Genomic DNA, 23,443 nt, shown 5'->3' with positions numbered 1-23,443 from the left:
TCTCCCCTCTTAGTTTGATCTATTACAGTCGTTTACGATCGTCACGTTCTACGTCCGTTCTCGTATCCGTACCTTCATCAATATCTGCTTCCTCGCGTCGTACCGTTTCAGATACAGTTTCTGTATCTCGCACTTTACGTTTTCCAACAACAATTTCTTCAGAGACTACATCTTCTTTTGATACTACTACCTTTTCTTCTGAAAGCGGTACGTGGATGGAGTCGTTCTCATCTACAAAAGCATCTGTTCCCGACGCATTATGATCCACTTTACGCCGTTCCACATAAACTTCTTCCCGCTCTACCGGCACCTCGATCGATTGTTGATCTTCGACTACGTGTTTACTGACGTTTACTTCCCCTGTTTGCACTCTTTCTTTATCTACATTTAACCGCTCTTCATGCAGGCGAAGGCGTTCTTCTTCTGTATCACTGTTCATTTCAGTAACGCCAGTCCGATCTATATCAGACCGATCGACGCCTGAAGTATCGTCATATTCTCGGCTTCGATCTGCACCTAGAGTGTTATCGTAGCCTGGGTCTCGATTTATACCGGAAAGAGAACCATTATCAGAAAGATGGTCGTTGTGATTCCGATTTGCTTCGACTCCCGTGCGATCATATTGATTATCGTTTACTCCAGAAGTTTGGTTGTAGCTTTGATTATACTTTTCGTAAGAATCGCCATAGTCGCTGTCTACATATAAAACCAACTTGCCGCTTTCTACCTGACGACGGTATTCTTCTGATTCATCATGCGATAAGCCCATTCCCCGGAATGCTTCCGTAGAAGAGTCGTCGGAAAAGGCAGCCATGAATTTCCCCATAAATCCTTGGTGCTCTTGTTCACCGGCAGTATCTACATTGACGTTTGTCTGATTCTCTACCATAGAGAAGGAATGTTTATCTTGAGCCACGACATACATATCTCTTTCGTCATATCCCTGCGCTTTTAATTCGTTTACTTTACTCAGTACTTCCGCTTGGGTATTAAATACTTGGATAAATGTACCTTCTTTTCTCGTCATGATCTCTTCCTCCTTTTTAATAAATGCCACAAAAAATAATAATTAGCTCTTGAAAATCAATCTTATATGCCAACAGTTTGGATTTCCCCTACTTTTTTTCTGATTAAACCTGATTTTTTTGTACATCTTTTTTAGTTACGGGTGTCTTTTTAAAATGTATTGGTCCTGTTTACTAGAGCATGCTCATTATTAAAATTCGTCCTGTTTAAAACGTTTAAGTCATGCTACGCAACAAGAAAAGACCCTTACCTAAGAAGTAAAAGCCGTTTCAATAAACGTACGATGTTGTATGTGCGCCATAATAGCAATCATTACGGTGTTCCTGTAAAGTCTCTCAAACCTTGTACCCGGAATTATACGATAATATTTTTATTGATATGAAAAACAAAGACAGCCACATCATAGCATGGTCAAATTTATGATTGAACCATAAAAACGAAACTTAACTACTTACTTTATCTGAAGGTTCGGAATTAAAAACTTTTTTGATGACTATTCGTTACTATTTCAAATCAAGTCTAATGTTAAATACCGTACTTTTAAAGTAATCGGATAATAATCCCTCTCCTTTAAAACGATTCTCTAATACGTTTTGTATCTGTTGTAATTCGTTTTCACGTGTTCCGTAAGTATTTGAGAATGACCTGAGATAAGAATAAGCATAAATCGGTTCATCTGGACATAATTCATGAGCACGTCGTAACATGGATGTCCCTTTTTCTTCCCACTCGTTGTACTCTCCAAAATAATAAGGAGTCATCGAAATCATATAACCAAAACACCATAGAAAATCCTCATAGTTCATAAAATGACGTAAACCATCATGTGTAACTTCCTTTAGTAAAGATTCTAATTCCTTAATATCTATGTCGTTCTCTGTAATTTCTAATGGTCCATGTTCAAAGGTGACGTACCAACAAAAAAAGCCCAGTCGAATGACTGTTTTGAGATCATCAGGATGTTGTCTCCAAGATTTTAAAAGATATACTTTGGCTTCATTCCATTTCTCTTGTTTTTCTAGTCGATCGACTTCAGTCCATGTCCAATCTATCATGAGAGTGCGCCTCCTGTTTCTTTTAATGATGTATTCAAAAGTTGAAGAAACAGCTCCATACTATTGGTCACAAAAAAACTCACTCTCATTCATAAATCATCCGAATAAAAGAGAGTTTCATTTTAAAATCGAATTTTGAGATTAATTAACACAGCATTAGATAGTAAAACATAAGTAAAGTAAGTAGAAAAAAGACTAAAAGTAGTGAATCCCTTTTATTAAACTAGATAGTTACTCCTTTAATTAAGTGAGCAAAATCCGTCACAATTAGAAAGGAATTAAATGAATTTTAATTTATCTACAGGTAAAAATCCTTTCGTCTTCTTAAAATCCATGTTATGAACAAAGTTCATCATTGAATCTGAGCAGTCGAGTGCTTCAAAATTAAGAGCATTGAGTGTTCCTCTAATAAATTTTACAGAAAGAATTGTAATTATTGATTCCTTACCTGTAGTTGTATCAAGTCGTTCATCCACGGCATGCACAACTATAGTTTCGAAAGGTAAAACAGCGAACATATCTCTAGCAATACGAATTGCACAACTGCAAACATAGTCTTGATAAATATCATAATACTTTGATTTAGTCATGTCTTTCATAGAAAGCTTACCAGTTTTAGTTAAAGATTTAACTTGTATTGGTACTACATTTTTCGAATGGACGTTAAATTCCACCTCTAGTACCTCTGGGTCATCAATGAAGAATTCAAAACCACTACCAAATTCTAAAAGATCTTCCAAAGGTGAAAGTTCTTCAATAACATTAAGATAGGTTTCAACATCTTTATCTAATACTCTCTTAGCAATGTCTATAGTTCTTTGTAGCTCTTGAAATTCTTTGTGGTCTTCTTCTTTAGCAGCTTTTAACTCTTCACGTAGTTTTTGTTCAGCTTTATTACTAGATTTCATAATTTTTTGCAATAGACTAGGTTTAAAAGAATCTAGCTTATGCTGTGCTTCTATTTCATATCTACCCATTTGATTATTGTGATGCGGATGTTTAGAACGACTTATATCTAACCAGTCGAAAGTATCATCACATTCTTTATGAATTGAATGTATTAATTCGATTTTATTTTCATACATTTCTACCTCATATTTTGCTCTCTGTATTTCCTCTTGTTTTGCAATTTCTTTCTGTTGACGAATTAATTGCTGTCTATTATTCATCGCAGCACTTTTATACCTTCTTCCAGAGCTTGATGTACTGGTATAAGAAATACCTGTTCCAGGAATACTTGCAGTTGTTCTACGCTGTCCTCTTGAATTTACAGAATACCTTAACCCTTTAATGCCTCCACTGATTCCAATACTCTTATTCGAAACATTAACTCTTACACCAGGTGCAATCTTGAAACTCTTTCTAAATCCTAATCCCAATTCGACCCTCTCCTCACTATATTAAATATACATGTATTAATTATTAATGTAAATTTTATCCATTATCTATTTATTAAGTACTTTCCCTTTTCTACTTTTCCACGTTTAACTCATGCTGCATAAAATCTTCAAGCCTTACTAAACGCCAGATACATATCTCGATATACTTTGCTCTCCGTCCTTAAACTTTTTTATTCAGTTTAAAGTTGTCTAACAGTTTCATAAATTTGACCACAAAAAAAGCCCCTCCCATTCACAAATCATGTGAATGGGAGGGAGCTTCATTTTGAAATCGAATTGTTGAAGGTGAAACAGACTTCATTTCACCTATCCCCTTTAACACATTGGTAGGACAGGTTTCATGAGACGAATTTTCTCAGCAAGTCTAGTTCTTACTCCCACTCAATCGTTGAAGGTGGTTTCGACGTCACATCGTACAGGACGCGGTTAACGTTCTGGACTTCGTTGACGATTCGAACCGAGATCTTCTCAAGCACGTCCCATGGGATACGTGCCCAGTCTGAAGTCATCCCGTCAATTGACGTAACAGCGCGGATTCCGACAGCATAGTCGTATGTCCGCTCATCGCCCATGACACCAACCGAACGGATTGGAGGAAGGACTGTGAAGTACTGCCAGATTTCGCGCTCGAGTCCTGCTTTTTTAATCTCATCCCGAAGAATGAAATCAGATTCACGGACGATTTCGAGTTTTTCATCTGTGATTTCACCAAGGACACGAATTCCGAGACCTGGTCCTGGGAACGGCTGACGCCATACGATTTCATCTGACAGACCGAGTTCTTTCCCAAGTTCACGGACTTCATCCTTGAACAAGGTGTTGATCGGTTCGATCAATTCAAACTGCATGTCTTCCGGCAATCCACCGACGTTGTGGTGTGATTTGATCGTTTGTGCCGTATCCGTACCACTCTCGATGATATCCGTGTAGAGCGTGCCTTGGGCAAGGAAGTCCATATCCGTCAGTTTTGAAGCTTCTTCATCAAAGACGTAGACGAATTCGTTGCCGATGATTTTACGTTTCTGCTCTGGATCTGAGATACCACGGAGTTTATCGAGGAAACGGTCCTGGGCATCAATCTTGATGACGTTCATGTGGAAGTGATCCGCGAATGTCTTCATGACGCTTTCCGCTTCACCTTTGCGCAGTAAACCATGATCAACGAACATACATGTCAATTGATCACCGATTGCTTTGTGAATCAAGGCTGCGACGACAGACGAGTCGACACCACCAGAAAGTGCACAGAGGACTTTTTTATCGCCGACTTGTTCCTGAATCTTCGCTACTTCGATTTCGATGAAGTTCTCCATCGACCAGTCGCCCGTACATTTACAGACTTCAAAGAGGAAGTTCTTGAGCAATTCTTTCCCGAAGACCGTATGGTTGACTTCCGGGTGATACTGCACACCGTACATTTTCAATTCTTCATTCTTGATCGAAGCGATCGGACATGACACGTTCGTTCCATCGACGACGAAACCGTTTGGTACAGATGTGACGAGGTCACTGTGGCTCATCCAGACCGTTTGTTCAAGCGGTAGGTTCGCATACATCGGTGACGGGTCTTGTAACGTCAATGTGGCTTTTCCATATTCACGATGTCCCGCACGTTCTACCGTTCCGCCGAAATGTTGTGACATGAGCTGCATGCCGTAACAGATCCCGAAGATTGGAATACCGAGGTCGAAGATTCCTGGGTCACACCGGTACGCATCCTCCGCGTAGACGCTACGTGGACCACCCGAGAAGATGATACCAGCAGGTGCGATTTCTTTTACTTCAGCTGCAGTGATTTTATGCGAATGCAATTCACTGTAGACACCAAGGTCCCGAATACGACGTGTGATCAATTGATTGTACTGTCCTCCAAAATCGAGGACGAGAATCATTTCCTGGTCCAAATGTGCTTCCAAATCTGTTCCCGCCTTTCTGATTTCATGCGTACCCTATGAAAAAAGCCCACTCTTCGCCCATGGATAAAATGGAAAAAGAGCAGGCCGCTTCACAAAAAAATGTATACGAAGGGTCTGCTCCTTCATAGTCAGGTCGTTTAAGGTGACCCGGTAGAGACTCTCGCGCCATATTCGCGAGTATATACAAAGGAGATTGCATGTGTGTGATTTACGTTGTTCCCATTGTAACTGTATCGTTTCGTAAATATCAACCCTCTACATGACGAATGATATTTTCGAAATATTCACGTTTTTTCTCAGCTGACAGTGATTCTCCACCATAGACCATCCGTTCGTAAGCATCCGTCAACGGTCGCATTGCGTACGTTTCGTAATATCCATCGACTTCGTGAGCGAGTTCCGCAAGCGTCCGTCCATCTTTGTAATGGAACCCTTTTTTATCAAGACGTCGTAAGAGATACCGGTACATCCGGCGGAATCCTTCCGGTCGCTCAATTTGTCTCCGGAAGAAGAGAATCGCGAGTGTTCGAATGATTGGTTTTCGGAACAAGTAAAGGAACAAGAGAGCGAGTGCCGTCAGGAAAATCGGCCAGAATGGAATCGATTTCTGCTCCGTCTGTCCGGCGCTAGTCGTCTGTTCTTCATCGAGAAGATTTTCTTGAGGACGATTTGGCGTCGTTGTCTCCGTGTTATCTTCTGTCTCACGTTGCGGATTTGCTTGTTCCGTCTCGTTATCTGTTTCCCGATCGATCGTGTATTGTCCTGCTCCATCGAAGCTGACTGTTGGCTCAAGCGGTACCCAGCCTGGTCCTTCGATATACACTTCGACCCACGAGTGCGCATTTTTATTCCGTACTGTATAACTCGTCACGGCAGCTCCGATGACGTCGGATTCGCCTCCCGTGAACCCTTTCACCCAGCGTGCTGGTAACCCGGCTGCTCGTAGCAAAACAGCAGCCGACGTCGAGAAGTTGTCACAGTATCCGAGTTTGGTCTCGAACAAGAATTGATCGACGTAATCTTGATTTTCTCCTGGTACGGCTACTTCCTCCGTATTGTATTCAAAGTTCTCTTCTTCGAAATAATTTTCAATCGCCCGTGCCTTGTCCCACGGTGTCTCCTCACCTTCAACGATTTGTTCCGCTAAATCACGGACACGTTGTGGTAAGCCATCCGGCAGTTGGAGATACCGCTCTGTTTCATTCTCCGATAAATTGACAGGTTCATCTGTCTGAAGTTGTTCTTCGGTAAAGAGCGGATATGAATAGGCAATTTGGTAATTACGTTGACGATCCGCCTCGTCCAGATACGATATTTTTTGATTTTCTGGATCAACTAATACATTTTGTCGTTGTTGATCGACCGAGACCCGGACGTTATCTCCGTTATATGGCACGAACGGTAATTCACGTGCCATCTCAAACGTCGCTGTTTCCTCACGTGTCTTGACTTCTCTCCCAAAGTGCGAGAAGAAACCACGTCCATCGATTTCCGGGTTCGATTCCGACAGCACCCAGCCTTTGCCGGTATAAATATCTTTTGTCTCGACTCGCCAGTATCGATTTCCTTCACTTTCGACTTGGAAAACTTCCCGGTCGTCCATTTGGAATGGTCCTCCGAGTTGCTCGTCATTGTTACCGTAACCGACCTTTTGAATCGCATTTGTCGGCTCCCCTTCCCCTTCAAGACCAGACGTCAAATCGTACCAACTGTCTTGCCATGTCGCATTGATGACAGGACTTTGGACAGCAGCGACGATGACGGCTCCCATGATGAATAAGGCGCTTAGCGGACGAACATAAGAAGCGCGCGGTCGTTCATTAACTTCCGTCGCATAGAGCAATAACAAGGATAAGATGATCGGATATAGAATGAATGTCTCTCCCGAGTAATCTGTCCATGTATCACAATACGCGATGAACCCGATGACTCCGAAAGCAAGTCCGAAGACGAACCCACGATTCGGGAATGTCCGGCGCGCGAGATACGCGATCAAAAAACTAATCAATCCGATCGAGAGCGCGAAAGCGGGTCGTCCTGGTAATTCACCATTGATGACGCTCTGAATATCTGAACTGATTTCCGTAAAGATGCCCCATGGTGCTGCTCCCGGCGTCAAAATCAGATAGAACGACAGGAGTAATCCACCGAGACTTCCGAGTAAAAAGTAACGTCGCGATAGATGCGACAACAGCAACGGCAGAAACAGCATCGGTAAGAATGACCAAAGATGTTCGAACGTCGTCAGTTCAAGAAGTGGTGGCATGAAACAAGTCAGAACGGCTGCCGCGATGGCGTTCCAGATTAAGCGTCGCATCATCGCACTCCCCTCCGTTCTGGTGTATAGACATGAACGGTTGCTTCTTGATTAATCTTAGAAATCCATAATTCATTGTTCGATTCAAGATCCGGCGTAATGAAGAGAACGTTTCCGCTCAGTCGAAGTGCTTTTGACGAGTACTCCCATGATTCGATGAACGTCCGCGTCCGACTTGGTTGCGCCGTCATCAGATAATGCGTGAGCTTCGCCCCTTCAAGCGGTAACGATAACGATTGAACAGCATGTCCAACGAGGTGAATCCGATAGCTCAGGCGTCGCTTGTTCAGCTGATCCGTCGCTTCTGCCAGCATTGAGATGACGCGCTCGAAGGCTTCACCCGCTTCCGTTCCTTCATCGAAGACGATTGTCGTCTCCCGTTCCTGCTCTCGCTCAAACGTCTTCGTCATCAAGCCTTGACGTTTCGCCGTCGCTTTCCAGTCGATCTGATTCATCCGGTCACCACTGACGTATTCTCGAACCCCGACGACAGTAAAGGACGACTGACGAAGATCAAGTGATACAGGGGATATTCCCCCATCTCCGCGGTCCTCCTCGTGCGGAAGTTGCACGGCAAGGCGCGCGGGTTCAATCGCAAGATACGTCTCGACCGGAAACATCCGCTTGCGCTTGAACAGCCCGAACGGATCCGTGATTTCGACGATACAGCCTGGAATCTGGTAGACTCCCCGGCGAATCGATGGGATCGTATAATCGATGTGCTCTGTCTTCCGGTAATGGGCACGGAGTGGACGGGTGATATCGAGTTTTTCTTCGCTAAGCTCATTCGGAATCGCCTCTGTCACTTCGACGGCTCCGACAAGAAATGGGAAACGTCGACGAACCCGTAAAGAGACAGGGATATCGGTTCCGGCAACGAGCATCTTGTTCGATACTTCGCGTGTCGCAAGTGCCTGCGTAACGGGCCAAACGAGGAAGAGCGTCCAGTAGACGGTCAGACCAGCCATGACGTAAAACAGCAAGGAAGCGACATTTCCGCCATCGACGCGCGCATATGTCCATAAAGCAGCCGTCGTCAAAAGGAGTACAGCGTAACGCCAACCAATTTGCCACTTCGTCATAGGGACTCCACGTCTTGTTGGATTGGTACAGCAACCTCTTTTTTGATTTGTTCTAAAATCCGTTCCGACGATTGACCGTGATAGCGGGCGTCTGCTGTCAAAATCAAGCGGTGTGACAGGACAGGAATCAAGAGATGTTTGACATCATCCGGTAAAACGAAACTGCGTCCTTCCATGTACGCCCACGCTTGCGCGACCTTCATCAAGGCGATCGAAGAACGAGGACTCGCGCCGAGGTAGAGTGACCCATTCGTCCGTGTCGCTTGGACGAGATGGACGATATACTTTTTGACGGGCTGTGAGACATGGACATTCTTGACTTCTTCTTTCATCTGGAGCAATTGCTCGCGACCAATCACCGCTTCGAGTGTCTCGATCGGTTCATCCCGTTCAAAACGCGTGAGCAACTTCATTTCTTGGTGGAAATCAGGATAACCCATTTTGACTTTGACGAGGAAACGGTCAAGTTGTGCTTCTGGTAACGGATACGTTCCTTCATGTTCAATCGGGTTTTGTGTCGCCATGACGAAAAAGGGATTCGGAAGCGTATGGATCTCACCATCGACGGTGACGTTCGCTTCCGCCATTCCCTCGAGTAAGGCAGATTGAGTTTTTGGTGACGTTCGGTTGATCTCATCGGCTAAGACGATGTTCCCCATTAGAGGACCCGGTCTATATTCGAATTGGCTTGTTTTCTGATTATACATCGATACACCCGTCAAATCTGACGGAAGTAGGTCTGGCGTGAACTGAACACGTTTGAAGGTCAACCCGATCGATCGGCTGAACGCACGGACGAGCATCGTCTTCCCGACTCCCGGTACGTCTTCTAATAGGACGTGACCGCCCGCTAGTAGTGCTGCCAATGATTGTGTGATGACATCTTCCTTACCGATGATGACTTTCTCTACGTTGTCGATAATCGCTTGAATCTCCTTAGTGTATGTTCGCATTGTCAGGCCCCTTGCTCTCGTAGTAGTTGAATTTTCTGACTTTTTATATCATCTCATATTCCGCTACGCTTTTAAAGAAATACGAGCAGTTTCTAGCACATGAAAAAGGGGGAACGCCGTAGCGTTTCCCCCTTATTTGTTTCAGGAACGAACACATGCCGTGATCCGTTCTTGAACCGTGCGGTTGCACGTAAAACACGAATACATCCGTGTCAATGGACAACGTTCGTCAAGTCCGGTGATCCTCTTCTTTCAGAAGCGACATGCGATCGTTCCCTCTACATTGGTAATCATTCATGTGCATCACCATCCTTTCATATATTGAATATTACCGAATATGTTATAAACGAAACGTCGAATTTTAATTATTTTTTACGATATCGCGCATAGGTCGTCGCGAGTGCAGCCGCAAGGACGAGCCCTTTGATGATATTCAACGAATAGTATGGAACAGACAACATGACGAGACCATTTTCAAGAATCCCGACGAGACAAGCCCCAACGAGTGTGCCGAGTGCATTGGGTTTCCCTTGTCCTGCGAACGACGAGCCGATGAATGCCGCTGCGACTGCCGGCATCAAGTAACCCGAACCAGCATTGATTTGCGATGAGCCGACTTGTGACGCAAGTAAAATTCCACCGATTGCCGCAAGTAATCCAGCAATCAGATACGCGAGTGCCCGGTAGCGGTTGACACGAATTCCTGTGAGCCGTGCGGCTTCCGGATTCCCACCGATGATATAGAGAAAACGACCGTGTCGCGTATGACTTAAGAAGACGTGTGTCACAGCGACGACGACGAGCATGATGACGATGATCCAAGGCGCCTGACTGATTTTCGCGAATGCCTCCGGAATCGTGCCAACTGTTGGTGTACCGTCCAGGCGCGGCATTCCGGCACTGATTGAACCACCACCGGTATACGTCATCGCGACACCTTCGACGATGAACATCGTCGCTAACGTCGCAAACAAATCCGGAATCTTAAACCAGACGATAAGTAAGATGTTCACCAGAGCAACACTAAGAGATAAGAGAAGTGCTAAACCAATCGAGACACCGAGCGGCAGACTGTACCAGACGAAAAATGAAACGACGAAAGAACTCGCAAGCGTCGCGGTCGACCCGACCGATAAATCAAATCCATTGACCGTCAAAGAAACGGTCAAGCCGATCGCGATGATCGTCACGATTGAGATACTGCGTAAAATATTGATCAAATTCGTTCCTTGTAGGAATGTCGGAGCCGTCGTCGCAAAAAACAGGACGAGGGCAAGGATCGCGAGGACGATCCCCCAGTCGTTCAAGAATCCGAGGACGGGACGTAAACCCTTCCCTCGGTTCGTTTGTTTTGATACTACCTCATTCATCGTTGCCCTCCTCCTGTCGCATACCACAACAAGGTTTCTTCTGATGTATCCGCCGTCTTCGTTTCATGGACGATCCGTCCATCGAACATGACGTAGATTCGGTCCGTGACGGTCAAAAGTTCATCCCATTCACTCGTCGCGTAAAGGATCCCTTTTTGTTGTTGCGCGAGTCCGTCAATCAGACGATAGATGTCTTGTTTGGCTCCGACGTCGACACCTTTTGTCGGTTCGTCCAAGACGAGTACAGAAACATCGGTCAGTAACCATTTTCCGATGGCGACTTTTTGTTGATTCCCACCGGATAGTTGACCTACTTCCTGTTTCACGTCTGCCACTTTGATACCGAGCTCCTTGACCCATTTCGATGCCTGATTTGCTTCTTTGCGACGATCCATCAGCCCCCAGCGGTTGACGAAATCATGAGCTGCCGCTGCTGTCAGGTTTTCTGCGACAGAATCGGCAACAAGAATTCCTTCTTTTCGCCGTTCTTCAGGAACGAGACCGATGCCCGCTTGAATCGCAGCTTGTGGATCGCGAAGGCGATGGGCTTTTCCACCTATACGAACCTCCCCTTCCTGAAACGGGCGATCACCGAACAATGCTTTGCATAATTCCGTTTTACCGGCACCGACAAGCCCCGCGATACCAACGACTTCACCTGCTTGAACCGTCAAGGAAATATCGTGGACGTCCGCATTCGTGGCACTCTCGACCGTCAGTACGTTCGTCGCGTTTACCCGTGACGTTTTCGCAACAGACGTAAGCTGACGCCCGAGCATTTGCTCAACGACAGCTTCCTTCGTGATGTCTGTCAAAAGATGTCGCGAGATGAGTTGACCGTCGCGCATGACCGAGATGGAGTCGCAAATCTCATATAGTTCCTGTAAACGATGCGAGATGAAGATGATCCCAAGCCCTCGTTCGGCTAAACGACGCACGACTGAAAAGAGATGGCTTGTTTCCGCCTGACTGAGCGGTGCCGTTGGTTCATCCAAAATCAAAAAACGGCGTTCTTGGACGAGGGCGCGGGCAATCAATACGAGTTGCTTTTCAGCAAGCCGCAACTCCTCGACGCGTGTCTTGACGGAAATATCCGCCTGTAATGTCGCTAACGCTTCCTTGGCACGCTGTATGTAACGGCGCTGGGATACGAAGCCAGTCATCGTTCCGTCCGTCAACAGATCGAGACAGATATTCTCAGCGACCGTCAAATACGGGACAAGCGCCACATCGACCTCTTGTTGGACGAGGTCGATCCCAATCTGTTTCGCATCACGCGGTGACGTGATGGACAACTCCTTCCCGTCGAGACGGATCGTTCCTTCGTCCGCCGTTTCCGCTCCGGATAAGACTTTCATCAATGTCGACTTACCGGCACCATTCGCACCGACAAGCGCGTGGATTTCACCGGATTTCACTTCAAACGAGACTTGTTTTAAGGCTTGCACTCCTGGAAACGCCAATGAAATCCCAGTCATCTTCAAGTGATGATTGGTAGACGTCATTGTTTTTTATGGACGTCACGCAACCGGTCCATCCACGGCTCATTGAATTTATCCGACGTACTCCAACCTTTGATGATCGTATCGAGATTGTACATCGTCGTATCCTGCTTCAACGCCTTCTGCTCCACGAGTTTTGCGTCGAGATCAAAGCTATCCGGCGTCTTCTCGCCGGCAATTTTCTTAGCCAGTAATCGCATGTCCGTTTGTCCAATCAAGAATGGATCTACCGCACTCGTCGAGACCCAGTTACTGCCCTTTTCACGCATCAAGTTGATGTCCTGATTCGAGACATCGATCGAGATCAACGGAATTTCTTGACGTTTATTATCCTTAAGCGATTTGTATGCCCCTTTTGCGACTTCGTCCCATGCTCCCCAAACCGCATCAATGCTTCCTTTCGGGTATTTCGCGAGAATCGCATTCATCTTCGTTGCGATATCCCCTTGGACGTCTTGGAAGTTTGTCGGTCCAACCGTCTCAAGCGTTTTGATTTTGCCATCTGCTTCGTACGTCTTATAGATTTCCTGACGACGATCGAGTGGGGCAAAACCTGGTCCGAACCACAGTTTGATGACACGGACCGGCTTTTTGTCCGTCACCTTCGTCACTTCATCGAGCGATAGCTTCGCGAGTTGATGATCGTTTTGGAACGTTTCCGTCACACCTTTTAGCGCCGTTCCTTTTTTCTTCGTGACCGTATCGAACGTCACGACCTTCAGTCCTTTATCGACCGCCGGTTTGATCATGTCATAGGCGTAGTCTTCCTTGCCGTGCGAGATGATGAGCCCATCATAATCTTGCTGAATCGCTTGCGCGACAAGCTCCTTGAACTTGACGTCGTTCCCTTCTGAAATGAACGTGCTGACTTTAAAGCCGAGTGCTTCCCCTTCACTTCGTGCGCCATCAAGGAATTGTTTCGTATGGTCGTCCGATGCCAGGTTGCGGATGACGGCGATCTTGACGTCCGATTGAACCCCTTTTGGTACATCCTTGACGACCTTCGTCGTCGTCGCTTCTCCATTCGCACAAGCCGCTAGTAACAGTGCCGGTGCTAGGACGGCGTAAGCTAATTTTTTCATGACATATCTCCTTATCCGAGGGGTTGAAGCCCTGTTAATTGTTCAATCGTTTCTTCATTTGGTTGCGTGATGACACCGAGTTCCGTGATGATGCCCGTGATTAATGTGTGTGGTGTGACATCAAACGCTGGGTTGAAGACAGCGACTCCCGCTGGTGCTGTCGCGACACCTTGGATTGCCGTCACTTCCTGCGGATCACGCTCTTCGATTTCAATCGCTTCACCGGAAACGAGCGAGAAGTCGAACGTCGAGAGTGGTGCCGCGACGTAAAACGGAATATCGAAGGCTTGCGCGAGCAATGCCAATTGGAATGTTCCGATTTTATTCGCTGTATCCCCATTTCGTGTAATCCGGTCAGCACCGACGATGATCGCGTCGATTTGTTTTTCTTTCAACGTATGAGCGACCATGTTGTCCGTGATCAATGTGACATCGATGCCGGCACGTTGCAGCTCCCATGTTGTCAGCCGTGCCCCCTGCAGTAACGGTCGCGTCTCACTCGCAAAAACGGATAATTCAATGCCACGTTCTTTTGCGATATAGAACGGCGCAAGTGCCGTTCCGTAAGCAGCAGTCGCAATCGATCCAGCATTACAAATCGTTAGGATCCGGTCGCCTGACTGGAACAACTCCAACGCATGAATCCCGATTTGACGTGACGTCTGCGCATCCTGGTCATATAAGGCGACTGTTCGTTTTTCCAACCGTTCACGGATCTCTTCTACCGACGTTCCGTCTTGAATGATTGGATTCAATTGATCGAGGACATTTCGTAAGTTGACGGCCGTCGGTCGTGTCGCGAGTAACGTCGCTGATGTCTCAAGCAAAGCTTGCTTATAGATCGACAGTTCTGCTTCAAACCGGTACGCTTCCTGAACGAGTACGAATCCACCGAATAGGCTGATCGCAGGTGCGCCCCGGACACGCAATTGTTTGATTGCCTCAACTGCTTGCGCAAGATCAGTAATGACTTCATAGTGTTCTTCCTGCGGTAGACGTGTCTGATCAAGAATCGTCAAGACACGGTCTTCGTAACGGATACTTTGAACAAATGCACTCATCGGCTTAACTCCTCCGTTACGTCAAAGTTTCGTAAATCATCAAATGTCCGGCATTCTGTCCGACGTTTGATTAACGCTGCTCCTAGACGGAGGGCGTGACGTTTTCGCTCTAAGCGTTCCGTCGTTGAATCGATTGATTCTAAATCAGCGACTGGTGCGAGACCGATCGTCCGCCGAATCAATTCGCAACCGGCAAAGCCAAGGGCATCCTGTAAAATCGTACTCAGTACATCATCAACAAGTCCCGATGCCTGGAATGGTTCGACGGCTTCCCGTTCCCATAAGGCACGGAACGTTGAAGCAAACGTCAGCCAGAACGTATCGATGTCCTTGATTCTTGCGTCACGTCGTGTAGGGTAATCTGGATATGCCGCGAAGAAAAGATGGGCGATGAATTGCCCGACATCGAATCCGAATGGACCATAGAAGGCGAATTCTGGATCGATGACTTTCGTTTCCGTCGCCGAAGCGAAGATGCTTCCTGTATGTAGATCGCCGTGTAGCAACGCATCCCCTTTCGTGATGAAGAGTGCTTCGAGTTTTGCGACTTCGCGTTTTAACTCATCGTCTGCCCAAAGACGTGCCACTTCTTCCTCCAGTCCGGCTTCAATCTCGTTCGTCTCCGCGTCATGAAACGGATCTGTGAAGATCAGTTTTTCTGTGATATCGCACAAATCTGGATTGTAGTACGTTCGAGCAACACGTTTCTTTTCAACCGGACCAAGCGCAAAGTCCGATGTATGGAATAAAGTCCGAGCGAGATAAGAACCGATATGTTCCGCAAGCAACGGATACTGTTCACCCGCGAGCAGTCCAGTCCGAACGATCGTCAGATGTGAAAGATCTTCCATGACCGTATACGCCTCTTCGTGACTAGCATGAAAAACACGTGGTACGAACGGCACGGCATGCCGGGCGAATTCACGGAGTGCGGATTGCTCAATCCACGCCCGCTCGAGCGATAATGGCCAGCTCTCACCGACGACTTTTGCGTACGGGAGTGCTTGTTTTAGAATCAATCGATGTTCACCTTCTCGAATTCGGAAGACGAGGTTAAGATTCCCATCGCCAATCTCTTCTGCTTCGACGGCTCCGTCGCCGATCAGTCCTAATGAGCGGACCCGTTCAATCGCGTCCTGTTCTGTGAATGCTTTGTATGTCATCTCAGTTTCCCCCTAATGTAATACACGAAAAAGCGCCTCTTTTCGTCATCGAAAAGAGGCGCAGGAAAGTCACTGCGTCCTCTTATCTCTCAGACGAAACGTCTGTTGGATGTAGCACCGTGCCTAGTGGTCGGTTGCTGCGGCGTCATCGGGCCAATTCCCTCTGCCAACTCGCGATAAGAGTCGTATGTAGTTGTCGTGTGTGATATTGATTTGAATCTTACGCAATCGACTTCCTCGCTGTCAAATCGAAATCAAGCAGAAATCGATATCGTTTTCATGCCATATATAGAAAGAGTATTTTCAAAAAAATAAATTTTCTAAAAATAATTTGACAAGTGACGATTCTCATGTAAAAATTGCAATTAGATTTCACAATTTCATCCAATTCTTATCAAGAGCAGACGGAGGGACAAGCCCTACGATGTCGCAGCAACCGACCTTTTGGCACGGTGCTAATTCTTGCAGCTACTAAGCTGACAGATAAGAGTCCACGTTCGAATTATTCATGGTCTCTTGTCACTGACGAGAGACCATTTTTTTGTTGAAGGAGGAAAGACATGGCTTATATCACTGCTACTTATCAATTGACTGCCCGTGATCGACTCGAGCAACGCGCTGAACAACTCGCGCTTGGTCTGACAGTCGGTTCTTGGACGGAACTGAATCATCTCGAACAACAACAACTCGCCTCGTTCAAAGGGGAAGTCGTACATACCGAAGAGCGCGATGGCAAAGGATATATCACGATTCGTTATCCGGAACATAACGTGTCGCGCGACTTTTCTGCGATTCTGACGACCGTCTTCGGGAAACTCTCACTCGACGGTGAAATCAAACTAACGGAATTGCTATTACCCGATACATTTACGTCGGACTTTCCAGGTGCGAAATTCGGGATCGAAGGGGTCCGCTCCTTGATCGGTGTCGAAGATCGCCCATTATTAATGAGCATCTTCAAAGGAGTCATCGGACGGGATTTATCGTTCCTTCGTGATCAACTCGAAGGACAACTCGCTGGTGGGATTGACCTCGTCAAAGACGATGAGATCCTATACGACAATCCGTTGACACCGACGATTGACCGGGCACGAATCGGACGTGAGGTCATCGATGCTCACTTCCACCGGACCGGTAAACGTGCGTTATATGCGATCACACTCAGTGGTCCCGTCTTTACGCTCAAGGATCAAGCCAAGCGATTGATTGATGCTGGAGCGACCGCATTCTTGCTGAATACCTTCACATACGGACTCGACGTCTTACGCGAACTGGCGAGTGATCCGGAAATCAACGTTCCGATCTTCAATCATCCAGCATATAGCGGTGCGTTGATCGCTAGCCCGAATCACGGAGTCGCAGCTCCTGTCTTACTCGGCACATTACCGCGTGCTGCTGGAGCAGACTTGACGCTATTCTCGTCTCCTTACGGCAATGTCGCTTTGCCAAAGGATGTCGCTCGTGGCATCGCGGTCGAAGCGACCCGTCTCGGTCAGACGAAATCGATCTTCCCGGTTCCTTCAGCTGGTATTCATCCTGGACTCGTCGCTCAACTCGTACGGGACTTCGGTATCGATTCCGTCATCAACGCCGGCGGCGGCGTACATGGTCATCCGCAAGGTGCTGCGGCTGGTGTCATTGCTTTCCGTCAGGCACTCGATGCGGCACTCGCAAATGAATCCCTATCGGCGGCAGCATCGCGTCATGAAGAATTACGGATCGCCCTCGACGCTTGGGGGATCAAGTCATGACCGTACGGATTCTTTGTGACTTCGACGGTACGGTGACGACACAGGATAACATCATCGCACTCATGCAACAATTTGCGCCAGCGAGTGACTTCGAACCGTTGAAACGCGGCGTACTCGACCGGACGCTATCGATTCAGAGTGGTGTCGGGCAAATGTTCGCACTTCTGCCGTCTGACGGAAAAACAGCCTATCTTGACTTTTTGTTGGAGCGTGCAGTCATTCGCGACGGATTTTCGGAGTTACTTCAGTACAGTCGTCGTCAAGGAATCGATTTTTCGATCGTCAGCGGTGGAATGGACTTTTTCGTCGAACCAATCTTAGCGCCATTCCTTGAACAAGAACAGATTTACTGTAACGTCGCCGATTTCAGTGGTCCATTCGTCCATATCGATTGGCCAAACGCCTGCGATGCCCATTGCACGAACGGGTGCGGCTGTTGTAAAACGTCCGTTGTCCGGACATTGCGCAAAGACGGTGACGTCATCATCGTCATCGGTGATTCGGTAACGGACTTCGAACTCGCGAAACAAGCGGATCGTGTCTATGCCCGTGATTATCTGATCACGTTGTGTGAAGAGAACGATATCGCCTATACACCGTTTGAGACGTTCCACGATATCGTTCATGATTTAACACGAGCGGAGGTGACAACATGACATTCATGCGACGGTATGAAGAGCTACGCGCCATCAAACAAGAGCTTGCGGCGCGCGATTGGTTTCCTGGTACGAGTGGCAATCTCGCCATTCGGACGTCCGGTGTCCCGGTTGAATTCCTTGTGACGGCAAGCGGAAAAGATAAACGGCAGACGACTCCTGACGACTTCGTTCATGTCGATACGACCGGTCAATTAATTGGTGAGCAATCTGGGCGTCCTTCCGCTGAGACATTGCTCCATGTCGAGGTGTTCAATCGAACGGACGCTGGTTGTTCCCTGCATGTCCATACGATTGCGAACAATGTGATTTCGGAACTCTATGGCGATCAAGGCAGTATCACCTTTTCCGGACAGGAAATCATCAAGGCACTCGGTAAGTGGGAAGAAGATGCAACGGTCACGGTGCCGATCATTCCAAATCATGCGGACATCCCGACACTTGCCGCTGCTTTTGCACCGCATGTCACAGCGGACAGTGGTGCCGTCCTGATCCGCAATCACGGGATCACGGTCTGGGCACCGACCGCCTTTGAAGCAAAGAAACACCTCGAAGCCTTCGAGTTTTTATTCAATTACACGTTGACGTTGCAATCATGCCGTCAATCCATTCATTAAAAGGAGGAATTATCTCATGGCAACAGTCTTATTCCAAGAAACAAACACACGGTATACGGATCAAACGGAAGTCGCTGACTTCCTTGCGTCACGCGGCGTTCTTTACGAACAGTGGGACGTTTCGAAACTTCCAGCGCCTCTCGTTGAGAACTTCACACTGACGGATGCAGACAAACAAACGATTCTCGATACGTTCGCTCCCGAAATCAAAGACGTATCAGAACGTCGTGGGTATCAGACAGCTGATATCATCTCACTTTCGGATACGACACCGAACCTTGATGAGTTGCTCGTCAACTTCCAGAAAGAACATCATCACACGGATGATGAAGTTCGTTTCATCGTCAGCGGTCACGGCGTTTTTGCGATCAAAGACGAAGAAGTCGGCTACTATAACATCGAACTCAACCCTGGTGATTTAATCTCCGTTCCTGTTAACACACGCCACTACTTTACGCTTCAAGACGATCGTAAAGTCGTCGCTGTTCGGATCTTCGTCACGACAGACGGCTGGGTTCCGATTTACGAGAATGAGACGTCAACGGTCTCTTAAGATCGATAAAAGCGCTGTTTTCCTTCATATGAAGGGAATCAGTGCTTTTCTTATCGCACAAACATATCACTACATTGATACGTAACCGATATAATGAAGGAAAAGCGATGAGGAAGTGAGCGTCATGCATATTCGTCCCGTAACGGAACACGACTTACCAGCGATTCTCGCCATCTATAACGAAGGCATTGAAGATCGGATCGCAACGCTTGAAACCGACCAAAAGGACTTATCCTTCATGACCCAATGGTATGCGGAACGCACCGATCGATATGCCGGATATGTCGCTGAAGATGACACAGGTGTCCTCGGCTTCATTTCCCTCGATCCGTATAATCCGCGTCCTGTCTACGCATCCGTCGGTGAGATTTCGGTTTATATCACCCGGACTCATCGTGGACAAGGGATTGGTACACGCTTGCTTGAAACGGCTGAGCAACATGCGCGCGATCATCAGATGCATAAACTCATTCTCTTCACCTTCCCGTTCAATAAAATCGGACAAAAACTCTATATCCGCTCCGGGTTCCGGATCGTCGGAACGTTTAAGGAGCAAGGACAGTTGAACGGCGAATATGTCGACGTCATGGCGATGGAGAAACGCTTGCGATAGGATTCATTGAATGCCAGACGGGGAATAGTCAATCCGAGTCATTGAGAGAGGATGAACCTAATGGATATTCAACAAATTCGTAATGCAACGCTCGTCGTCACGTATGCCAATCAAGTCTTACTGATCGATCCGTTCCTCGGCGAAAAAGGCAGCTTGCCTCCCTTCGGTCAAACACCGAATGCCGTCGCCAATCCACTCGTCGACTTACCGGTCGATGTCAATACACTGCTCGATCCTGACGCCATCTTCGTCACACATCTGCACGCTGATCATTTCGATGATGCAGCTAAACAACTATTACCAAAGCATTTGCCACTCTATGCGCAGCAAGAAGAAGACGCGCAGCAAATCCGAGAAGCCGGCTTCACGAACGTTTCTTCCTTCGATTCTGGTGTGACGATTGGTGATATCCAAATCCATCGAACAGGTGGACAGCATGGTGTCGGTGAAATCGGCGAACGGATGGGACGTGTGTCTGGGCTCGTCCTCACCCATCCGGACGAACCAACACTTTATATCGCAGGTGATACGATCTGGTGTGACGAGGTCACGCATGCAATCGAACAACATACACCCGATATCATCGTCGTCAACAGTGGAGCCGCCCAGTTCTTGACCGGAGAGCCGATCACGATGTCACAGCGTGATCTCCTTGCCGTACACGAAGCGGCGGCGGAAGCGACGATCATCGTCTCGCACCTCGAGTCCGTCAACCACTGTCTCTTGCGACGTGATATGATTGCTGACTTTTTAACTGCTTTCCATCTCTCTGCCCATTTCCTCATTCCAGAGGATGGCGAAACGATGTCATTTTAAGAACAAACAAAAAGTCTCTTTTCGAAATCCATCGAAAAGAGACTTTTTTTTATGGAATGACCAACCCTAATAATCGAGCAAAGGCGACTGCCTGTTCTTCCGTAATGACAGCACCCGGTAAAAATCGCGGATCAATCGTAATACCAGAGAGTTCCGTCTGCCGGAGATCGAGACCTTTTAACGGTGTTTCAATCCACTGGCTATCGGTAAGCCGGACCGCTTCGAGTTTCCACTGGGTCGGTTTCACTTCGAAGAACTGCGCTTCTTTCATCGTCGTTTCGCTCCAGTGTTGGTGACGGACCGTACTGCGAATGAACTGTGCGTAATCCGCAAGTCCTTCCTGAATCGTCAAATGGTCCAGCGTACAATCTTCGAACTGAACACCCGTCATCCGGCATCCGACGAAGGATACACGGTGAAAACGAGTTTCTTGGAAGTGACATCCCGTTAAGTCACACTGCTCAAAATGGATATCTTCGAACGAGCCACGGTCAAAGGTGAGATTCGCGAACGAGACATTTTGAAAACACACTTGATAGGCATCGATACGTTCTGTCAGTTCACTTGGCATCGACTCTTTCTCATAACGCGCTCCTTTCAGATACGGGTCATCGATTTCGACTTGATCGAAGGTCTCTAGCTGAAGCGTTTTCGGTAATTCTGGTAAACGGATATTGGTCTCTTTCAATGAAGGTTCCCCCTTTTTTCTCACCCTTAGTGTATCAAACTTCTTTTATATGAGGGAAAGTCGTTCGAATTCCCCTTTTTCCAACAGTTTTTATTTTGAGACACTTTGAGACCATGCTATAGTCAAGGAAACCAAAATAAGAACATACGTTCTTTTATGTAAAGGAGTGATTCAGATGTTTCCTTCCGTCGTTTTACCACAAGATAAACGGATTTTTTGCGTCGACAGTGTGTCCTTCTACGCCAGCTGTGAATGCCAGTATCGCAATCTCCCTCCCTTGACGACACGCCTAGCGGTCGTCTCCGATTTAAAGCGAAGCGGATCCGTCATTCTCGCTGCCACCCCTGCCTTAAAAGCACTAGGAATCAAGACAGCCGGTCGACTATATGAAATCGAGCAATTGCCATACGCTGTTCGTCGCACGATTCAACTTGTCGAACCACGCATGCTCGCTTATATGAAGACGTCAATTCGTGTCCTTGATGTCCTGCACCAATTCGCCCCACCTGAAGCGATCCGCGTCTATTCGATTGACGAAAGCTTCATTGACATGACCGGAACCGATCGCCTATTTGGTTCCGACCTGCAAGCTGCCCTCAAAATTAAAGAAGCGATCCTGAAACAGACCGGCATCCACGTCCGGATCGGGATTGGTCCAAATAACGTCATCGCGAAACTGACCCTTGATTTAATCGGGAAAAAAGAAGGCATCGCGCGATGTGGATATGCCGACGTCGCACGACGTCTTCATGATTTTCCGATTCGGAAGATGTGGGGGGTCGGACACCGTATGGAACAACATCTGCAGATGATGGGGATTGAAACAATCGGTGATCTTGCCATGCGCCCTGTCGAAGAGTTGCACGAACGATTCGGTGTCATCGGTGCCGAACTATGGCACCACGCTTGGGGTCTTGACGCGTCACCGACACTTCTTGCGCCTCGTCATCTGTTCGAGAAAGCCCCTCAACGGACGATCGGACACGGTGTGACCTTAATGCAGGACTATTATCAGTTCGAACGCATTCGGAATGTGCTCAATGAACTCGTGCAGGATGTTGCCGCACGTTGTCGCTTTTCGAATCAAGTCGGCTGGACCGTTCACATCGGCGTCCGCTATTCTCGAAACGTCGTCCGAAGTGGTTTCTCCCGTCAAGTGCGGTTGCCTTATCCGACATCCGATGAACGAATCATTCTGCGTCACGTCTTACAATTATTCGAACCGAATTGGCTCGACGGAGAACCTGTTCGTTTTTTATCCGTCGCAGTGGGGCATTTGACTGCCGATCAAGGCACCTTACAGTTGTCTTTGTTCGAGGATAATGCGCGGCTCTGGAAACGACGACGGTTATTAAAAGCAATGGATGTCGTCAACCTCCGCTACGGAAAAGGAACGATTCGCCTCGCTGTCTCGTTTCTTGATACGAGTGTCGCCAAACGTCGTCTTCGTTTCGTCGGCGGTCATCCGGGAGGTGATCTTCATGACAGCGTATCGTGATCGAGGAAATTTAAAATGGATTCCTTTTCTCATGCCGGAACATTTGCAACTGTTGCGGGAATATTATGTCCAGATGCATCAGCTCGACTTGCCTGAAATTGATGAACAGTTGCAAGAATCATGGCACTTTCTGCTTCAAGAAGCTTTAATAGAAGGAAACGAACTTGAAATCACGTATTATAAGGAAAGTAGCTACGTGACGGTCGTCGGTTTCGTGGAACGACTAGAACCCGAACGTTCCGTTCTCTTTCTGCGCGGACGTGAAGTCATTGAAATTCCCTTCACACGAATCGTCCGGATCGAAAACGGGTAAGCTCTCATACA

General features: G+C 47.2%; 21 protein-coding genes and 3 riboswitches. Of the genes, 8 read left to right on the top strand and 13 right to left on the bottom strand.

Going from position 1 to position 23,443, the window contains the following annotated elements; all coding sequences use genetic code 11:
• Positions 1-22 precede the first annotated feature (22 nt).
• From L985_RS02575 to mtnK, 12 genes are all read right to left on the bottom strand, one after another.
• Positions 23-1,027 carry a DUF2382 domain-containing protein gene (locus tag L985_RS02575; protein ID WP_047391454.1) on the bottom strand — a complete coding sequence of 335 codons (1,005 nt, stop codon included), beginning with the start codon at positions 1,025-1,027 and terminating at the stop codon, positions 23-25.
• A 502-nt stretch (positions 1,028-1,529) separates the two neighbouring features.
• Complete coding sequence (locus tag L985_RS02570; protein WP_047391457.1) at positions 1,530-2,081, bottom strand: hypothetical protein; 552 nt, start codon at positions 2,079-2,081, stop codon at positions 1,530-1,532.
• Between the two features lie 278 nt (positions 2,082-2,359).
• Positions 2,360-3,460, bottom strand: a complete 1,101-nt coding sequence (locus L985_RS02565; protein ID WP_029340733.1) for a DUF4236 domain-containing protein — start codon at positions 3,458-3,460, stop codon at positions 2,360-2,362.
• A gap of 392 nt (positions 3,461-3,852) precedes the next feature.
• Positions 3,853-5,373 carry a glutamine-hydrolyzing GMP synthase gene (guaA, locus tag L985_RS02560; RefSeq protein ID WP_052169415.1) on the bottom strand — a complete coding sequence of 507 codons (1,521 nt, stop codon included), beginning with the start codon at positions 5,371-5,373 and terminating at the stop codon, positions 3,853-3,855.
• 129 nt (positions 5,374-5,502) lie between these two features.
• Positions 5,503-5,604: riboswitch (purine riboswitch) on the bottom strand.
• A 40-nt stretch (positions 5,605-5,644) separates the two neighbouring features.
• Entirely contained in the window at positions 5,645-7,717 is a 2,073-nt protein-coding gene (locus tag L985_RS02555) for a transglutaminase TgpA family protein (protein ID WP_047391467.1), read from the bottom strand.
• Complete coding sequence (locus L985_RS02550) at positions 7,714-8,796, bottom strand: DUF58 domain-containing protein (RefSeq protein WP_047391470.1); 1,083 nt, start codon at positions 8,794-8,796, stop codon at positions 7,714-7,716. The genes L985_RS02555 and L985_RS02550 overlap by 4 nt, the downstream gene beginning before the upstream one ends.
• Positions 8,793-9,749, bottom strand: a complete 957-nt coding sequence (locus tag L985_RS02545) for an AAA family ATPase (RefSeq protein ID WP_023467045.1) — start codon at positions 9,747-9,749, stop codon at positions 8,793-8,795. The genes L985_RS02550 and L985_RS02545 overlap by 4 nt, the downstream gene beginning before the upstream one ends.
• 365 nt (positions 9,750-10,114) lie before the next feature.
• Positions 10,115-11,119 (bottom strand): ABC transporter permease, encoded by a 1,005-nt coding sequence (locus L985_RS02540; RefSeq protein ID WP_047391476.1) that lies wholly within the window; start codon positions 11,117-11,119, stop codon positions 10,115-10,117.
• Positions 11,116-12,597: a sugar ABC transporter ATP-binding protein gene (locus L985_RS02535; RefSeq protein WP_235609855.1), complete on the bottom strand. Its 1,482-nt coding sequence runs from the start codon at positions 12,595-12,597 to the stop codon at positions 11,116-11,118. Before L985_RS02535 ends, L985_RS02540 begins: the two co-directional genes overlap by 4 nt.
• Before the next feature lie 23 nt (positions 12,598-12,620).
• Positions 12,621-13,703 (bottom strand): sugar ABC transporter substrate-binding protein, encoded by a 1,083-nt coding sequence (locus tag L985_RS02530; protein WP_029340727.1) that lies wholly within the window; start codon positions 13,701-13,703, stop codon positions 12,621-12,623.
• Between the two features lie 11 nt (positions 13,704-13,714).
• The gene (gene mtnA, locus L985_RS02525) at positions 13,715-14,764 is read right to left on the bottom strand and encodes an S-methyl-5-thioribose-1-phosphate isomerase (protein ID WP_029340726.1); all 1,050 of its coding nucleotides are present in this window, start codon (positions 14,762-14,764) and stop codon (positions 13,715-13,717) included.
• Positions 14,761-15,927, bottom strand: coding sequence for an S-methyl-5-thioribose kinase (mtnK, locus tag L985_RS02520; protein WP_029340725.1), 1,167 nt, complete (start codon positions 15,925-15,927; stop codon positions 14,761-14,763). Before mtnK ends, mtnA begins: the two co-directional genes overlap by 4 nt.
• A gap of 79 nt (positions 15,928-16,006) precedes the next feature.
• Positions 16,007-16,110, bottom strand: a riboswitch (SAM riboswitch).
• Between the two features lie 205 nt (positions 16,111-16,315).
• A riboswitch (SAM riboswitch) is annotated at positions 16,316-16,417 on the top strand.
• Positions 16,418-16,487: 70 nt separating this feature from the next.
• On the opposite strand from mtnK, the gene L985_RS02515 reads away from it, so the two are divergent.
• From L985_RS02515 to L985_RS02490, 6 genes are all read left to right on the top strand, one after another.
• A complete protein-coding gene (locus L985_RS02515) occupies positions 16,488-17,678 on the top strand; it encodes a 2,3-diketo-5-methylthiopentyl-1-phosphate enolase (protein WP_047391482.1) in 1,191 nt (396 codons plus the stop codon).
• Positions 17,675-18,334 carry a 2-hydroxy-3-keto-5-methylthiopentenyl-1-phosphate phosphatase gene (locus L985_RS02510; protein WP_029340723.1) on the top strand — a complete coding sequence of 220 codons (660 nt, stop codon included), beginning with the start codon at positions 17,675-17,677 and terminating at the stop codon, positions 18,332-18,334. The genes L985_RS02515 and L985_RS02510 overlap by 4 nt, the downstream gene beginning before the upstream one ends.
• Positions 18,331-18,951, top strand: coding sequence for a methylthioribulose 1-phosphate dehydratase (locus tag L985_RS02505; protein WP_047391486.1), 621 nt, complete (start codon positions 18,331-18,333; stop codon positions 18,949-18,951). The genes L985_RS02510 and L985_RS02505 overlap by 4 nt, the downstream gene beginning before the upstream one ends.
• 16 nt (positions 18,952-18,967) lie before the next feature.
• The gene (locus L985_RS02500) at positions 18,968-19,504 is read left to right on the top strand and encodes a 1,2-dihydroxy-3-keto-5-methylthiopentene dioxygenase (protein ID WP_023467032.1); all 537 of its coding nucleotides are present in this window, start codon (positions 18,968-18,970) and stop codon (positions 19,502-19,504) included.
• A 124-nt stretch (positions 19,505-19,628) separates the two neighbouring features.
• Positions 19,629-20,117 (top strand): arsinothricin resistance N-acetyltransferase ArsN1 family A, encoded by a 489-nt coding sequence (locus L985_RS02495; protein ID WP_029340721.1) that lies wholly within the window; start codon positions 19,629-19,631, stop codon positions 20,115-20,117.
• 60 nt (positions 20,118-20,177) lie between these two features.
• On the top strand, positions 20,178-20,933 hold the full coding sequence (locus tag L985_RS02490; RefSeq protein WP_047391489.1) for an MBL fold metallo-hydrolase: 756 nt from the start codon (positions 20,178-20,180) through the stop codon (positions 20,931-20,933).
• Positions 20,934-20,982: 49 nt separating this feature from the next.
• Here L985_RS02490 and L985_RS02485 read toward each other — a convergent pair whose 3' ends face one another.
• The gene (locus L985_RS02485) at positions 20,983-21,621 is read right to left on the bottom strand and encodes a pentapeptide repeat-containing protein (RefSeq protein WP_029340719.1); all 639 of its coding nucleotides are present in this window, start codon (positions 21,619-21,621) and stop codon (positions 20,983-20,985) included.
• A gap of 175 nt (positions 21,622-21,796) precedes the next feature.
• Here L985_RS02485 and L985_RS02480 point away from each other — a divergent pair, with 175 nt between their 5' ends.
• Positions 21,797-23,119: a Y-family DNA polymerase gene (locus tag L985_RS02480; RefSeq protein ID WP_047391492.1), complete on the top strand. Its 1,323-nt coding sequence runs from the start codon at positions 21,797-21,799 to the stop codon at positions 23,117-23,119.
• A complete protein-coding gene (locus L985_RS02475) occupies positions 23,103-23,432 on the top strand; it encodes a YolD-like family protein (protein ID WP_023467027.1) in 330 nt (109 codons plus the stop codon). The genes L985_RS02480 and L985_RS02475 overlap by 17 nt, the downstream gene beginning before the upstream one ends.
• Positions 23,433-23,443 lie beyond the last annotated feature (11 nt).

The organism is Exiguobacterium sp. ZWU0009, assembly GCF_000798935.2.
In the GTDB taxonomy this organism is placed as follows: Bacteria; Bacillota; Bacilli; order Exiguobacteriales; family Exiguobacteriaceae; genus Exiguobacterium_A; species Exiguobacterium_A acetylicum.
Note: the sequence above shows the minus strand (reverse complement) of the source record. Positions and strands in the feature narration are given on the sequence as shown.